Source organism: Streptomyces sp. NBC_00154, assembly GCF_026342835.1.
Classification (GTDB): Bacteria; Actinomycetota; Actinomycetes; order Streptomycetales; family Streptomycetaceae; genus Streptomyces.
This window is the reverse complement of record NZ_JAPEMI010000001.1, coordinates 7,835,051-7,849,764: the sequence shown is the minus strand read 5'-3', so window position 1 is coordinate 7,849,764 and position 14,714 is coordinate 7,835,051. Positions and strand designations below refer to the sequence as shown.

The 14,714-nt window shown below is 69.1% G+C and carries 14 protein-coding genes and 2 pseudogenes; 9 read left to right on the top strand and 7 right to left on the bottom strand.

Going from position 1 to position 14,714, the window contains the following annotated elements:
- Positions 1 to 78: 78 nt before the first annotated feature.
- Positions 79 to 627, bottom strand: a complete 549-nt coding sequence (locus OHA03_RS35560) for a hypothetical protein (RefSeq protein WP_267007743.1) — start codon at positions 625 to 627, stop codon at positions 79 to 81.
- 415 nt (positions 628 to 1,042) lie between these two features.
- Complete coding sequence (locus OHA03_RS35555; protein ID WP_267007742.1) at positions 1,043 to 3,460, bottom strand: helicase-associated domain-containing protein; 2,418 nt, start codon at positions 3,458 to 3,460, stop codon at positions 1,043 to 1,045.
- A 62-nt stretch (positions 3,461 to 3,522) separates the two neighbouring features.
- Here OHA03_RS35555 and OHA03_RS35550 point away from each other — a divergent pair, with 62 nt between their 5' ends.
- Positions 3,523 to 4,476 (top strand): hypothetical protein, encoded by a 954-nt coding sequence (locus tag OHA03_RS35550; protein WP_267007741.1) that lies wholly within the window; start codon positions 3,523 to 3,525, stop codon positions 4,474 to 4,476.
- Positions 4,477 to 5,232: 756 nt separating this feature from the next.
- On the opposite strand, the gene OHA03_RS35545 is transcribed toward OHA03_RS35550, so the two are convergent.
- Positions 5,233 to 5,499: a CdaR family transcriptional regulator gene (locus OHA03_RS35545; protein ID WP_267007740.1), complete on the bottom strand. Its 267-nt coding sequence runs from the start codon at positions 5,497 to 5,499 to the stop codon at positions 5,233 to 5,235.
- A 146-nt stretch (positions 5,500 to 5,645) separates the two neighbouring features.
- Here OHA03_RS35545 and OHA03_RS48095 point away from each other — a divergent pair.
- The 3 genes and pseudogenes from OHA03_RS48095 to OHA03_RS35535 all read left to right on the top strand — a co-directional run.
- Positions 5,646 to 5,882 (top strand): annotated as a pseudogene (locus OHA03_RS48095) (PAS domain-containing protein); the annotation flags it as partial.
- A 37-nt stretch (positions 5,883 to 5,919) separates the two neighbouring features.
- A complete protein-coding gene (locus OHA03_RS35540; protein ID WP_267007739.1) occupies positions 5,920 to 7,143 on the top strand; it encodes a PP2C family protein-serine/threonine phosphatase in 1,224 nt (407 codons plus the stop codon).
- A 57-nt stretch (positions 7,144 to 7,200) separates the two neighbouring features.
- Positions 7,201 to 7,782: a hypothetical protein gene (locus OHA03_RS35535; protein ID WP_267007738.1), complete on the top strand. Its 582-nt coding sequence runs from the start codon at positions 7,201 to 7,203 to the stop codon at positions 7,780 to 7,782.
- On the opposite strand, the gene OHA03_RS35530 is transcribed toward OHA03_RS35535, so the two are convergent.
- The 3 genes from OHA03_RS35530 to OHA03_RS35520 all read right to left on the bottom strand — a co-directional run bounded on the left by OHA03_RS35530 (position 7,730) and on the right by OHA03_RS35520 (position 10,030).
- A complete protein-coding gene (locus tag OHA03_RS35530; protein WP_267008271.1) occupies positions 7,730 to 8,272 on the bottom strand; it encodes a transposase in 543 nt (180 codons plus the stop codon). The genes OHA03_RS35535 and OHA03_RS35530 overlap by 53 nt on opposite strands.
- A 32-nt stretch (positions 8,273 to 8,304) precedes the next feature.
- Entirely contained in the window at positions 8,305 to 8,640 is a 336-nt protein-coding gene (locus tag OHA03_RS35525) for a transposase (RefSeq protein ID WP_267008270.1), read from the bottom strand.
- A gap of 137 nt (positions 8,641 to 8,777) precedes the next feature.
- Positions 8,778 to 10,030, bottom strand: a protein-coding gene (locus OHA03_RS35520) for an IS3 family transposase (RefSeq protein WP_267007271.1) whose coding sequence is annotated in 2 segments (ribosomal slippage) — positions 8,778 to 9,748 and positions 9,748 to 10,030 — 1,254 coding nt in all. Because the reading frame shifts where the segments join, the coding sequence is not laid out codon by codon here.
- A gap of 14 nt (positions 10,031 to 10,044) precedes the next feature.
- On the opposite strand from OHA03_RS35520, the gene OHA03_RS35515 reads away from it, so the two are divergent.
- Positions 10,045 to 10,269, top strand: a complete 225-nt coding sequence (locus OHA03_RS35515) for an integrase (protein WP_267007737.1) — start codon at positions 10,045 to 10,047, stop codon at positions 10,267 to 10,269.
- Positions 10,259 to 10,705 carry a DUF6262 family protein gene (locus OHA03_RS35510; RefSeq protein ID WP_267007736.1) on the top strand — a complete coding sequence of 149 codons (447 nt, stop codon included), beginning with the start codon at positions 10,259 to 10,261 and terminating at the stop codon, positions 10,703 to 10,705. The genes OHA03_RS35515 and OHA03_RS35510 overlap by 11 nt, the downstream gene beginning before the upstream one ends.
- A 458-nt stretch (positions 10,706 to 11,163) precedes the next feature.
- Here OHA03_RS35510 and OHA03_RS35505 read toward each other — a convergent pair whose 3' ends face one another.
- A complete protein-coding gene (locus tag OHA03_RS35505) occupies positions 11,164 to 11,541 on the bottom strand; it encodes a hypothetical protein (RefSeq protein WP_267007735.1) in 378 nt (125 codons plus the stop codon).
- 122 nt (positions 11,542 to 11,663) lie between these two features.
- Here OHA03_RS35505 and OHA03_RS35500 point away from each other — a divergent pair, with 122 nt between their 5' ends.
- The 3 genes and pseudogenes from OHA03_RS35500 to OHA03_RS35490 all read left to right on the top strand — a co-directional run bounded on the left by OHA03_RS35500 (position 11,664) and on the right by OHA03_RS35490 (position 14,691).
- The gene (locus tag OHA03_RS35500) at positions 11,664 to 12,617 is read left to right on the top strand and encodes a tellurite resistance/C4-dicarboxylate transporter family protein (protein WP_267007734.1); all 954 of its coding nucleotides are present in this window, start codon (positions 11,664 to 11,666) and stop codon (positions 12,615 to 12,617) included.
- 275 nt (positions 12,618 to 12,892) lie between these two features.
- Positions 12,893 to 13,393: a hypothetical protein gene (locus OHA03_RS35495; RefSeq protein ID WP_267007733.1), complete on the top strand. Its 501-nt coding sequence runs from the start codon at positions 12,893 to 12,895 to the stop codon at positions 13,391 to 13,393.
- Between the two features lie 17 nt (positions 13,394 to 13,410).
- Positions 13,411 to 14,691: pseudogene (locus OHA03_RS35490) on the top strand (ISKra4 family transposase).
- Positions 14,692 to 14,714: the final 23 nt, after the last annotated feature.

Sequence of the window (14,714 nt, the reverse complement as noted above, 5' to 3'; positions counted from 1 at the left end):
GACCACCGTCGTCACCGAACGGCTCACCACAGCCGCCTGGGCCGCTGGATGTGACACCCGCACCGCGGTGCGGGGCTGCTACGTGCGGCGTAGGCGGGCCAGGATCCCGTTGGTCTCGGCGGCCTCCGCAGCCGTGACCGCCCGTTGTGCCGTCTGCGGCTGCTGGCTGTCCGTGCTTGTGCGGCAGACCGTGCACGGGCTACCTGTGGCCACTGGCTTGCCCCAGGCATCGCCGGGGTAGACCAGGCCACCGCACGACGGCCACTCCCACTTCCCCTCCTCCCGGCGGAGCTGCTCCTCCTCGCGCTCCTGGCGGCGGCGCTCTTCCTGGGCTTCGCGCTCCAGGCTGCGCTGGTCTTCGCGGGCGCGGTACTCGTCTTTGGTGCCGGTGTTGGTGAAAGCCTCGGTGATCGGCTGCCAATCGCTGTGACCGAACCTCCACCAGCCGGAACCGTGCGGGCCATGGGTGCGCAGCTGGTCGAGGTGGGTCGCGATGACCGGGACCGTGCCGGCGAAGTCCCACCAGCCGTCATCCTCCGAGACGTTGGATGACCAGCTGTGAGATTTCTGCCAGCGAGGCTGCCAGCACGTGCGGGACAGATCGCGGACGGCCTTGATGCGGTTCATCCGCGCCTGCGCGCCGACGTCTTCGTGAACACCAGGGCGACAGGCGGGAAGCCGCCTTGAACGCCTCGCCTACCGGCTCACGGCCTGACCCAGGAATTGCGCAGCAGAGTCCACGGCTGCCTCAAAACCCGCACCCCCTACAGCGAAGCAACCGCCTGGTCACACTATGCCCACTCCCATGCCGCTTGACCTCAAACGACATGGGGTGTCTGAACAACCCCCACCGACACCCCGTCCGGACAGCTCCGCCGCCCGGGCGCTCCCGCACGCCCAGCTAAACGATCACTTTCGGATCAGCGGACGGCTCAAATGAGACGGCCCTGGCGCTGGTCACGGTCTTCCGGGGCCGAAGGTCGCCTCTGTGCGGTAGAGGATCCCCTTACGGACAGAGCCGGACGGGCTTCAAGAGGCCCCGCTATCTCTTCCGGCTGTCTCGGCTGCCTTCTGGGTGCAGCAGCGTGGCGGCGAGAGCAGGGGCGGTCGCCGGGCCAGGGCCGTAGTGGGGGTGGGCCTGTGCGAATTCGGGCATTTGGGGTTCGGCGCGTTCCTGGGGGGCGCGTTCCAACACGGTCGTGCCTGTCTCGGCCTCCAGCACCGGGGTGTACCCGGCCGCGCGCAGTGCAGTGAGTGTGGTCTGCGGCGGCGCGGTACTGATCAGTACGGTCGGGGCGATCTTGCGCAGGCCCAGTTTGGTGAGGCCGCGGGCGGAGGAGACCTCGGTGACGAGGTGTTCGTCGTCGCAGCGGATGCAGCAGGCGGAGCGGACCACGCGCAGGCGGCCATGCGCCCGGGCGACGTCCTTGACGGTGTAGGTGAGGGGCTGGGGCAGCGGGGTGCCGCCTTCGCTGACGGCGGTCAGGCGTTCCAGGACGGTGTCGGCGTCCAGGCCGGTGTCGAAGGCGCGGCGCAGTGTGGCCGGGGTGATCCGCCAGACGGTGGCGTGTCCTTCGGATTCGCGGTCGGCGAGGGTGGCGAGCAGGTCAGTGAGGTCGGGAGCGCCGGCGCCGGTGACGGTGGCGGTCAGGTCGGCCTGGAAGCGGGCGGTGGCGCGCGGGGCGGGCATCAGTGTGTCGAGGGCACGTTGCAGTTCCCGGACGGCATCGGCGAGTGGAGGATAGTCGGTCAAGTCCGGGCCCGCGCCGGGGACAGCGGGGAAGTGGAGCACGGCCCCGGTGTGCAGCAGGGCGCGCAGGGCGTGGCCGGTAGTGGTGAGCGCACCGTGGGCTGTGACGCCGAGCAGTTCGGCCTCGTCGAGAGTGGCCTGGGCACGCGACTGAAGATCGTTGGTGTCCAGGAATGGGCTGAGCGAGGGGCGGAACCAGGCCGCACAGGCGAGCAGTTCATCGAGTTCACCGGTGGCGATGCCGTGGTCGGCGGGGAGGGTGGCGAGGGCGTCGAGGATGCCTCGGCGCAGTACCGCTGCCATCGTGTCGGTAGGTGAGATCAGTGCGACGGGGGGCTGGTCGTTGTCGGCGGGCCAGTAGGTGAAGATCTCGGGTACGACGCCCCAGGTGGCCAGCAGTGGCAGGAGTCGCTGGGCAGGGGGCTTGGTGATCCAGGTGTCGTAGCGGGGGGTGGGCAGCAGTCGCACCGGGGGTTCGGGGGCCTGTTTGCGGCCGCGTTGCCGACCGCGTGGTGCGGGGACAGATGCCTGGTCCTGGTGCGGGGCGAGCAGGTCGGCGTTGGAGGCGAGGTCGAGCCAGAGACGGGCCTGTTCCTCGCTGATTCCCGCGTCCTTGGCGACCCGTCGGGTGTCGCGGACCGCGATGCCGCCGGCCTTGCGGATCGCCAGCGGCTGGGCGGCCACGGCGCGCAGCACAAGTTCTGCATGCCAGGCGGCGGCCCCCGCTGCCGCCTGGGCCTGACCGTCGGTACGGCGGGGCAGCGGCACGGTGCGGGTGAGGGCGGGCGGGGTGAGATGCAGGTCAGGGGCGGTGTCGTCGCGCAGGGCTCGGGCGATCTCATACGGCAGCTCGGCGAGGTCGGTGCTGACAGGCAGCACCAGACCGTGCTCAGCCAGCCAGTCGGTACCCGGATCGCCGGAACCGCCGGGGCGCACGGTGAACTTGCTGTTCGGACCGGAGTAGTAGCCGTATCGCGAGACGAAACAGTGGGTCCGCAACAGAGGCGGTCCAGGCACGAGCTTGTCGAGCAGATCCAAGGCCTCAGGCGGGGCCTGGGCGACCAACTCCCTCACTTTCCCGGCGTCCCGGAGGAAGGTGACGATCCGGCGTTGGGAGCCGTCACGGGTCGTGTCCCTGCCCAGGCCCAGCCGGTCGGCGATCACATGGACCTCGGGAGCGTTGAAGGCGCCGGTAAGTAGCAGGTCGGCCGGGCGGCCATAGCCCTGGAATTCGGCCGAGCGATGGTGCAGCAGCGCGGGCACCACGACCTTCCCCGCGTGCGGAGGCAGGACCAGCGCCCGCCCGGCCAGGCGCTCCAATGCGTCCTCGATGATGGCCTGCCCCGCCGCGTCAGGTGCGAGCCGCCGCAGGACCTCGGCGCGCGGCACAGCGCGGCTAGCCGGATCGACTACGGCGTCCTGGCGAGGTCTATAGGTGCCGGACGGTACTGGGCCCATAAGGGTGGGCCCGTGCTCGGTGTCGGCGATCTGGGCGACAGCGGCCAGCAGCCGCAGCTCACCAGCGTTCAGCGAGCCCAGCGCGCGGCTGACGGAGACATCGGACAGCAGGTGATCGGCGAGCTGGCCCAATGTACGCAGACCCTGCCCATACCCGGCGGCCGACGGCAACGACCGTATCTCCAACAGCGCGGTGAGCTGCTCAGGGGTGCGGTCGGCGAGCCAGTTCTTCAGGGCAGTTGCGCTTTTCATCCCGCTGATCGTAGATGACACGGCACCACCGACGAACTGCGTCTCCCACCACTGATTCCACCTTGCACGTCGAGGTGTATCCGGCCGCCGCCAGGATCACCCATGGCTCGTTCGTGGGGGCAGCCGGCAGGAAGCGGAACGAGCTTTCGGCCTGGACAAGGCTGCGCCGCAGGACACTCCATGTTCTCGCCCACGACACCCTCCGCGACACCGTGACAATCAGCGTGCCCAGAGACGCGGCGCCCGGCGAGCGCTATGCCGTGATCTGGGCACAAGTCAGGGGCAATCGAGGTGGTGGTATCGCCCTGGTGAGCCGCACCGGCATCCGGATGTACCTCTCAGTCGGCGGCCACAACCCCCCGGCCCCCAACTTCACCGCGCGCACGATGACGGCGCAACGCGGCCCGCATGGGCACGCAATCGTGCGCGCCCAGATCATCAGCACCGGGGGCCGCGCCCTGGACCTGTCCGGCACCCTGAAACTCGCCTCGGTGTCGGGAAGCCTGAGCGCAGGCCCCTACCAGGTACAGCTGGGCACGAGCCTGGCACCCCACCAGTCCGAGCCCGTGATGATTCCCGTCACCGACGAAGTGGCCGACGGCCCCTGGCGCGCCACCCTTGAACTGAGAAGCGGACTGCTCGTCAAGAAGTTCCACGCGAAGATCAAATTCCCGCACACCCACGGCATGGCCCCAGCAGCCGCTGTAGACGCCGAAACGTCCAGCGGAGGCGCACTCAAGGGGCTCGTCACGGGAATCCTCCTGCTCGGCACCGCCCTCCTGATCATCACCAACCGCATCCGCCGCCGACACGACAGACGCGTAACAACCTCCCGGGCCAGGCTGGAGCGGGCGCAGATCCTGGCGTGGACAAGTCCGATCCCGCCGCTCGGCTGGGCTGCCGTCGTGCTGAGGTTCCCCCGAGATGCGGGGAATGGTGACAGCAGGTCAGATGGGTCTCATGAGAGGAGCCCAGACGATGCCTGCTCCGAGGAAATACCCGCTGGAGTTGCGTGAGCGTGCGGTCCGGATGTACCGCACGGCCGAGCCGAAGCCCGTGATCCGGCGCATGGCCGAGGAGCTTGGGCGTGCACCACGAGGCCCTGCGTAACTGGATCCGCCAGGCGGAGGATCACAGACACCGGACGGCGTGCGGCAGGAGATCTACACACACCTGATCGTGCACCACGCCACCCGGGACCTGCTGGACGAGGCCGCCCGCCTGCGCCGCAGCACCGCCGAGCGGGCATCGTTCACCCGGGCCCTGCACGTCGTCCGCCGCTCAGTGATCTCACCGAGCGGCTTTTCCCCTCAGTCCCCCTCCCGCCTGACGGCGGCGCCTCGCGGCCGTGAAAATGGGGTGGTGAGGTCGTCTGCCAACGTCGGTCGCTCCTTGGCACGTTGAGGCCGAGAGTCAGTCTGGCGAGGGAGCCGACCCGAGGAGCCACGCCCTGTTGCTACCGAGCACGCGGATTCAGATTCCCGCACGTCCTCACGGTTCCCCAGACGCCCCACTGGTCACGAGTATGTCTTGAGGAGGGGTTATGGAAGAGCCGCCGCCGGTCGAAGAGGTCGATCAGGCCGCCCCGGCCCCCAGCAGCACACCTCAACACCCTGGCGGGACTCCTCGTTCACGCCGCCGCACACGGCGTGACCCTCACGACAGAGACCAAACCAACGAGTTGATTCTTTACGGGCCCTAACTACCCAGCCCTGGATCAAGCCCCTCGGTCAGGTGACCCGCGCCCAACAGATGTCCCGCAGAGGAGACCCTCACCGGGACTTCAGCGCGAGGTACAGGTGCAACCGATCCGGGAGCGACGCCAGATCGAGGCCGGTCAGATCCTGGACTCGCTGGATGCGGTATCGCACGGTGTTGATGTGCACGTGCAGCACCTCGGCGCACGCCTGCCAGGAACCGGAGGCGGCGAGGAACGTCTCCAGCGTGTTCACCAGGTCGGACCCGTGGGCTGCGTCGTAGTCGAGGACCGGGCCGAGCACACGGTGGTGGTAGGCGCGACGTATGTCCTCGGGGATCATGGCGAGCAGCAGGTCCGGTGAGTCGATCTCGTGGCTCGCAGTGATCGCGACCTGGTCGTCGAGCCGACGGGCCAGGGCGAGAGCGTGCCGTGCCTGCTCCAGGCTGCGCCGCAGGCTGTCATCGTGCGAAGGAGGCTGTCGTAGGCATGGACTCTGGTTTCGATGCGGCGGTGCTGCACGCGCTGTTCACTCAGCCGCCGATCGGCCTGCAGGTTCTGGATCCGGAGCTGCGGATCGTGCGCTTCAACTCCGCCGCGCCCGGTGTCCAGGACTTCGACATGAGTGACGCGGTCGGCCGAACCTGGCGCGAGCTGGGATTCGTTGCGGACGACGTGGAGAGCATGCTGCGCACGGTGCTGGAGACAGGCGAGGCGATGACCGATTTCCGCTACCGGGGCCGCCTGGCCATCCTGGGGCGGCGTGGAGAAGGTGCTGTCGATCTCGGCGTTCCGTCTCCAGGACGCCGAAGGGCGCACGCTGGGGGTGGCCGGCACGGTGGTGGACATCACCGAGCGGGATCACGCCGAGCAGCACCTGCAGCTGCTGTACCGGGCCGGTGAGCGGATCGGGAGCAGCCTGGATGTGTTCCGTACAGCGCAGGAACTCGCCGATGTCGCCGTGGGCGAGCTGGCCGACATGGTGTCGGTCGACGTCCTCGATGCCGTGCTGCACGGCGAGGCGCCGCGCCCGGGACCGTTGGTCGACCCGGTCACCGTGCGCCAGGCAAGCTTCCGAGCAGTGGAGGCGATCACGGCGGTTCCGGCCATGTTCGAGATCGGGGCGGTCAGGGTGATTCCCCGCGGCACCCCGTACGCGCAGGCCCTCAGCGACCTGAAGCCCCGGCTCGTACGGCAGCTGAAGGCCGACGACCCGTGGCTGGTCCGGCATCCAGTGCTCGCCGAGAGAGTGCGTGAGACGGGAGTGCACTCGATGATCGCCGTCCCGCTGGCCGCGCGCGGCGTGGTGCTCGGCATGGCGGGCTTCTACCGCGGCACCGGATCACCGCCCTTCGACGACGCCGACCTCAGCGTCGCCACCGACGTGGTGGCCCGGGCCGCAGTGTGCGTCGACAACGCCCGCCGCTACACCCGTGAGCGCACGATCGCCCGCCTCACCCAGCGCACCCTGGTGCCCGACCGGCTGCCCTCGCAGACCGCCGCGGAGACCACGTTCACCTTCCTGCCTGTGACCACCAGCGGCGTCTGGTACGACGTCATCCCACTCTCCAGTGCACGCATCGCCCTCGTCGCGGGCGACGTGTCAGGCCACGGCCTGCACACCGTGACCACGATGGGCCGGCTGCGCACGGCAATCAGCGCCCTGGCCGCGATGGACCTGCAGGCCGACGAACTCCTCGAACACCTCCACGCCCTGACCGAACAGCTCGCCCGCGAACACCCGCCCGTCGAGAACCCCGACCAGCCGGAGCTGACGGCGACCTGCCTCTTCGTGATCTACGACCCGGCCACCCGCACCTGCACCCTGTCCCGGGCAGGACATCCCGCGCCCGTCCTCGCCCTCCCCGACGGCAGCATCCACGTCATCGACGTCCCCGCGGGGCCGAACCTGGGACGCGGCGTGGCCTCCTACCGATCCACCAGCGTGGCCCTGCCCGAGGGCAGCATCCTCAGAAGCCGTTGTTGAACCGGATGTGAGCGTTGAGTTCCTGCTGGTCAGGCATGGTTTTGGTCGGGGTGAGGGATGGTCTCGACGTTCTGTTTCCGCTTGATCGTCGAGGGGTGCGCGGTGGCGTCGATGCTGGGGTTGTTGGAGGCGCGGGAAACGGCTGCCCGCGAGCGGGTGGAGGACCTGCGGGAGGAGGCGGCCCGTGCGGCCGCGGCGCTGGAGGCCGCCGAGATCGAGTTGGACCGGCGGGTGATCGCGCGCGAGGAGCTCGTCGACGCTCTGGCCGCATCTGCCGAAGAGACCACCGTCGTGACGGAGGTCGAGGGCGAGGAAGTGTCCGCTCCTGTGCCGGGGTCCGCGTCAGTGCCGAGAGCGGTCGTGCCGCCCTGGCGGGAGGGGTTGTCGGTGTCGGTGCTTTCGCTGGACAACCAGCGGATCCTGAACGTGCTTCAGGACCGGCCGGGTCACGAGCCGGTGCGGGCCAAGGACATCGCGGCGGCACTGGGTATCGACAACACGGTCGCGGCGAAGGTCGAAGGGGTGCGGTCGAAGGCCAAGCGCCTGGCCGAGCGCGGGTGGTTGCTCCAGGAGGCGTCGGGGGCGTTCAGTGCCGGCCGTCGGCTCGTGGCCGGGCCAGTCGGCGGCTCATCCGCGTGATCATCGAGAACAGGATCATCGCCTCGCTGGTCGCGGTCAGTGTCTCGTAGTCCCGGCACAGACGCCGCGACTGCATCAGCCAGCTCAGAGTGCGCTCCACCACCCACCGTCTCGGCAGTACCACGAACCCCTCCATGTCGTCGGTGCGCTTGACGACTTCAAGGGCGAAGGCGAGTTTCTGCCGGCACCAGTCGACGAGACCGCCGGTGTAGCCGCCATCGGCCCAGACCAGGCACATGTCCCGGTGCAGCCGGCGTAGCCGCTGCAGCAGGGGCACGGCCGCTTCGCGGTCGCCCACGTTCGCGGCGGTGACCGCGACGACCAGGAGCAGGCCGAGGCAGTCTGTGATGATGTGCCGCTTGCGGCCGTTGATCTGCTTGCCGCCGTCGTAGCCGCGTGAGTCGGCGGGCACCGTCGCGGCGGCCTTCACCGACTGCGCGTCGATGATCCCGGCCGTCGGTTCCACCGCGCGGCCCTCGCGCTCGCGAATCCGCCCGCGTAGCCGGTCGTGGAACTCGGTGATCAGTCCGGCTGCCGCCAGCGGCGGAAGAAGGCGTAGACGCGGTCCCAGTCGGGGAAGTCCGCGGGCATCGACCGCCAGGAGATCCCGCCCGCGACCAGGTAGCGGATCGCATCCAGCATCTGACGGTGGCAGTACCCTTCGGGCTGCCCGCCGCGGCCCTCCAGCCAGGCAGGGGTGGGCAACAACGGCCGTACCGCCGTCCATTCCTCGTCGCTCATGTCCGAGGGATACCGGCGCACCCGGTCCGGGTGATCGGCCGCATTGCCGTACACGTGCGCGAGGCAATCGCACGACACGCCGGGCGAGTTGAAGTCCACGGGCGCAGGCGCGTACACATGTGACAACGGGGCCTCCTTGGGCCGCTCGGTTAGGTTCGCACCCCCGAGCTACCAAGAGGCCCCGCCTTCATGCCCGCACCACCACACGATCACCCGACCAGGAACCTTGAACCGCCCCGGGTTCGGTAGAGAGCTCAGATAGCGGTTGTGACCTGGGGTTTCGTGGTCGCGAGGTAGTAGTTGTTCTCGTACTCGACGGGCGGGACGTGGCCTATTTCACCGTGGAGGCGCCGGTGGCAGTACCAGTCGACCCATTCGGCGGTGGCCAGCTCGACCTGGGAGAGCGTCTTCCAGGGCCGTTGCGGCTTGATCAACTCGGTTTTGTAGAGACCGATGGTCGATTCCATCAGGGCGTTGTCCAGTGCGTCCCCGACGGAACCGATGCTCGCCGCGAGACCGGCGGCATCCAGGTGCTCGGCGAGACGGAAACTCGTGTATTGCGACCCGGCATCGGAGTGATGGATCAACTCGCCGTGCGTATACGGGTGTTGGTCGCGGTCGCGTTGCCACAGTGCCATCTCCAGCGCGTCCAGGACGAGCTGGGTCTCCTTCGATGTGGAGGCGGACCAGCCCACGATGCGACGTGAAAAGGTATCCACGACGAAGGCGACGTAGACGACGCCCGCCCAGGTCGCCACGTGGGTGAAGTCCGCGACCCAGGTGCGGTTGGGCGCCTCGGCGACGAAGTCGCGCTCGACGCGGTCCGGTGCCCGCTCGGCCTTCTCGTCCGGGATCGTGGTGATGACCCTCTTGCCGCGCACCGCGCCGGCGATGTTCAGCTCGCGCATCAGCCGCTCGACCGCGCAGCGGGCCACCGGGATGTCCTGGCGGTTCAGCTCGCGCCAGATCTTCCTCGCCCCGTAGACGCGGTAGTTGGACGCGTAGATCTCCTTGATCTTCTCTTTCAGCCCGGCGTCGCGCACGGTCCTCGCGGACGGCTCGGCCAGCCGCTTGTGGTGGGCGTAGTAGGTGGAAGGGGCGATCTTGCAATCGTGCTCGGTGAGCACGCGGCAGATCGGCTCGACACCGCCGAAGCGGGCCCGGTGCTCGTCGATGAACGCTACGAGCGTGTGTGTGGCCGGTCGAGCTCGGCCGCGAAGAAACTTGCCGCGGCTTTCAAGATGTCGTTCGCGCGGCGGAGTTCGGCGTTCTCCTTCTTCAGGGCCTTCATCGCCGCGGACTCCTCCGACGTCGTGCCGGGCCGCCGACCGGAGTCGATCTCGTCCTGCTTGACCCAGTTCCGCAGGGTCTCGGCCGAGCCGATGCCGAGTTTCTGGGCGACCGTCTTCAGCGCGGCCGACTCGTTCGGGTAATCACCGCGGACCTCGGCGACCATGCGGACCGCTCGTTTGCGCAGCTCAAGGGGATAGGAGGAGGGGCGTGCCATGACTCAATCCTTACATGGAATCGAGTCTCTATTCGAACCGGGGCGGTTCACCGGAGTTCCTGCCTCAGCACCGGCAGCAGCGCCAGCAACTCCTACAGATAGTCTCGGCGGCCGAGGCCCGCGGCCAGCTCCGCGTCGTCGAGATGAACCAGCAGGCCCTCGGCAACCTCGACCGGATCATCGCTTCCCTGGAGGACGACGAAGCTCCCGACGGAGCGGAGGTGCCTGATGCGGGCTGACAACTCCCACCATATCGTCGCGGCGGCTGGCAACCGTCACGAGTACACACGGGCCAAGGCGATCAAGGCCCTACGCGAGATCGACGCCGCAGGCACGGTCGTCACCTTCGACATCGTGGCCCGTGCCGCCAGCGTCTCAAGATCTTGGCTCTACACCCAACCCGACCTGCGAGCCGAGATCGAACGCCTGCGGGCCGATCGACAGCGAGCCTCCGCCGACCCGGTTCCGGCCCGGCAGCGAGCCTCCGACGCTTCGCTCATCCAACGCCTGGAGGCCGCCAACGAACGCAACCGCCGCCTCGCCGAGGAAAACCGCCAGCTCCGAGAACAACTCGCCCACGCGCTCGGCGACCTGCGCGCCGCCAGGCTCCAGAGCCCGCCCATCCCGGAGACCCGCCGCCAAGGTCGAGGTTCGGCAACGATCGGGCCCTGCTGACAGGACCCTGGCCAGCCTCGTGAGCTGCCTCATGGACACTGTCCTTGCCGCATCGCCCCAGGTCAGCGAGACACAGCATCTCGGAGCTCAAGATAACTATCGTTTGCCGACACCGCCGCTTCCCGCCGGACGAGTCGTGCCGCCTTGGGTCCGCATCATCTCCGACCGGCAATCCAAAGGCCTCCGGATCAAGGCGCCGCAATGCGCGTCGACGGCTGTCCGCTACTTCGGCAACGGCCAAGTCAACGGGTGGCCGCTCTGGGTGCCGGTCACACTCGGGAAGCTGCTCCAACCGGATGGGTACTCGGCCACTCCCGTTTCGGCTGCGGTGGCGGCCACCCATTGGGTGCCTGGACGATCGGGCCGGGCACGGGTCGAACATGTCGCAGTCTGCCCGGCGGCGAGATCGAACGTGCATCGGTGGGGCGGCACATTAGGGCGGTACGTGTTGCCGTCGGTCAGCCACACGAACCCGCCGACACCATGCGCCCTGTTCGCGGTTCCCACTCCTCCCGGACTCCGAGCACGGTGTCCCCAACATGGCTCGCGAGGGGCGTCTCGTCGCGAACAGGAAGAACGTCGATCCGGCCCCAGTCGCCCATGTCATAGCCCTCGTACGGTAGGGATGTCTCAACGACGAGGCACCAGTCCGTTCCGTTCATGATGCGGGTGGATGCGCCTTGGTCATCGATCAGCCACACGTCGACGGGGGCGTCGGAGCGGCGCCCGTCATGCACGTGCCACGACGCCACGAGCTGCACAAGCCGACGCCCGATCAAGCACGCGGGATCGATTCCGGGCCCGTGAGCAGGGCAGCTGGGGTTCGAGCGCTCCATCCGGGGACCGTACCGTGGTCGCCGCCCCGGCTCACCTGGATACCCGGGACAACCTTGCCCGCTCGCTGTGTCGGGGCTGTGTTGCAGTTGCGGCCTGCCTCACCGCCGCACAGTGTGGGGGGATGGGTGACAGTGCGCGGGCCGTGGACGGTCTGGTGGGCTGGTGGCAGGAGCTGCCCCCGGGAGCGGGGACAGCGGTGATGGCGACCGGGATTGTCTCCATCGGGCTGCGCCTGGTGGGGCAAGCGGTGCTTTCACAGATCCTGCTCGTCCTCGCTGCCGTTGCGTGGTGCGGGCTCGCCTTCGACTTCGCGCGGCGGCTGCTGCGCGACCGGGACCGGTTGGAGGCGGACACGCCGCCCGCGCTGACCGCCGTGGCCGCAACGACCATTCTCGGGGAGTGGTTCGCGCTACAGGGGTGGTCGGGTGTCGCGGTCGCCGCGCTGGTCGTCGCGGTACTGATCTGGCCGGTGCTGCTGGCGGCGGTGGTGCGGCACTGGCTGCGGCACTTGCCGGGCACGGTGTTCCTGGTGTGCGTCGCGACGCAGGCCCTGGCCGTGCTGGGTGGAACGCTGGTCGTCTCGTTGCCGTCCGGGTGGCTCGCCTGGCCGGCGCTGGGCTGCTTCGTGCTCGGACTGGCTCTGTACCCGGTGGCCTTCGTCCGCTTCGACCTGGGCCAGGTGCGGTCCGGAGGGGGCGACCAGTGGGTGGCGGGCGGGGCGATGGGGATCTGCGCGCTGGCCGGGGCGCAGTTGCTGGCCGTGCCCGCCTGGCGCGGCACCGCGCTGCACGACGTGCTACGTCCGATCACGCTGGTCACGCTCGCGCTGTCCCTGTGCTGGTACGCCGTCCTCCTCTTCGCTGAGGCGCGCTGGCCGCGTCCGCGTTACGACATGAGGCGCTGGGCGACGGTCTTCCCGATGGGCATGACGGCCGTCGCCACCCTGTCCGTCGCCGACGCCGCGGGTGTGGGCTGGCTGCGGACGCCGGGCCAGGTACTGCTTTGGGTCGCCTGCGCTGCCTGGGTGCTCACACTGATCGGGATGGTCAGGCACGTGGCCGCGTACTCCCGGTGACCTGTGCCGGGACGGTGTCGGGGGCCTCGGGTGCTCGCCGGGCGGTGGGGGCATCATCGCGGCCGTGTGGTGCAGGCGCGGTTCTGGACGGCCACGCGTACGGGCGCCGCCCGGCAGGCCTCCACCGGCAAGGCCGTGCTGGATCCGGATCGGGTGCGTATCTTGCTCGGGTGACTCGTTGGGGTGGTTCGATGGGGTTTGGTATGCCGGGGGCTGCTTCGGTTCCCTACCTTCCGTGGTGAGTCGTCCGCTGTCGGTGCGGACACTGGTCGGGGGTGGGTGGTCTCGTGCCGTCGTGGTTGGCCGTGTTGGAGTCCAAAGAGAGTGCGGCCGGGTCGCGGGCCGCCGAACTGCGTGAGCAGATTGCCAGGTTGTCCGAGGCGTTGATGCTGGTAGAGACCGAGCTGTCCCGGTTGCAGATCACTCGGGAGACGATGACCGAGGTGCTGGCGGACGGTCCGGGCTCGGCGGCGCCGGTTGCGGATGTTGAGTCCGCGGTGGTGCCGTTGGCGGAGTTGGTTCCGGTGCTGCTGGCGGCGGAGGCGTCCGGGGATGCGACGGTGACCTCGGAGGCGTATCGGCGGATCCTGGTGGTCTTCGCCCAGGCGCCGGGCCCGCTGCGCTGCAAGGACGTGTGTGTCGGGGTGGGCCTGGGGACGGCGGCGAACCATACCGAGGGTATGCGGTCGAAGCTGAAGCGGCTGGTCGAGCGAGGGATTCTCGTCGAGGCCGAGTCGGGGCTGTTCGCGCTGGTTTCCCGGGCTGGTGCGCGGTGAGCGGCGTGGGGGCGGATCTGGCGGTGGCCGAGGACGCGTTCGCCGCCTCGCGGGGGTTGTTCGAGCTGGTGACCGCGGATCTGTCCGGTCCGGACACTGCACAGTTGACGCACTCACAGCTGGAGGACCTGGTCGGCTCGCGGATGCGGGAGGTGACCCGGTCGCTGTTCCAGGACCATCTGAACCTGCGCTCGCTCACCGAGATGCGGGTGCCGGAGGTGGTGGACGCGGACGGCGTGGAGCGCACGAGGATCGAGCGCGGCCGCACGCGTGTCCTGGCCACGGTGTTCGGGAAGGTCACCGCGACCAGGATCGCCTACCGTGGCACGGGGGTCGCCGATCTGCACGTCGCGGACGCGGTGTTGAACATGCCGGCCGGGATGCACTCCCACGGGATCGCGAAACTCGCCGCGATCGAGGCGGCCCGCGGCTCGTTCGCCGAGGCCACCGGCCGCGTCAACGCCCTGACCGGCGCCGGGGTCGGCCATCGGCAGGTCGCCGAGCTGGCGATCGGCGCCGCCGCCGACATCGACGACATCATCGCCGACCCCGACCCCGACCCCGACCCCGAGAGGGCCACCGACGGTGCCGACCTCCCGGTCCGGGCCCCGTAAGCCCGCTCCAAGTGGCTGTGCGGCTCGGTCAACGACATCGCCGCCGAAGTCGTGGCCGCCGTGTTCGACCAGGCCGAGGCCCGCGACCCCGGCCACTCCCGCACCTGGGTCGTGCTGGTCGACGGCGCACCCCACCAGATCGACCTGATCAACGCCGAGGCACAAGCCCGCGGCGTGAAGGTGCACATCGTCATCGACATCGTCCACGTCCTGGAGTACTTGTGGGGTGCCGGCCACGGCCTGCACGACAGCGGCGACAAGACCATCGAGGCCTGGGTCGCCCGCACCGCCCGCACCGTCCTGGCCGGAGACTGCGGCAAGGCCGCCGCCGCGATCCGGACGGCCGCCGAACAGGCCGGGATCGCGGCCGGCCACCACAAAGGCATCGACGACGCCGTGGCCTACCTCACCAACAAGGCCGAATACCTCCGCTACGACACCGCCCTGACCGCCGGCTGGCCGATCGCGACGGGCATCATCGAGGGAGCCTGCCGCCACCTGGTGAAAGACCGTCTCGACATCACCGGAGCCCGCTGGGGACTGGCCGGAGCCGAAGCCGTCCTGAAACTCCGTGCCCTGCACGCCAACGGCGACTTCGACACCTACTGGGCCTGGCACGAACAACAGGAGTTCACCCGCAACCACCAAGCCCGATACCGCAACACCCTCAGCCTCGCCGCCTGATCAAACCAGCACCCTCATTGGAT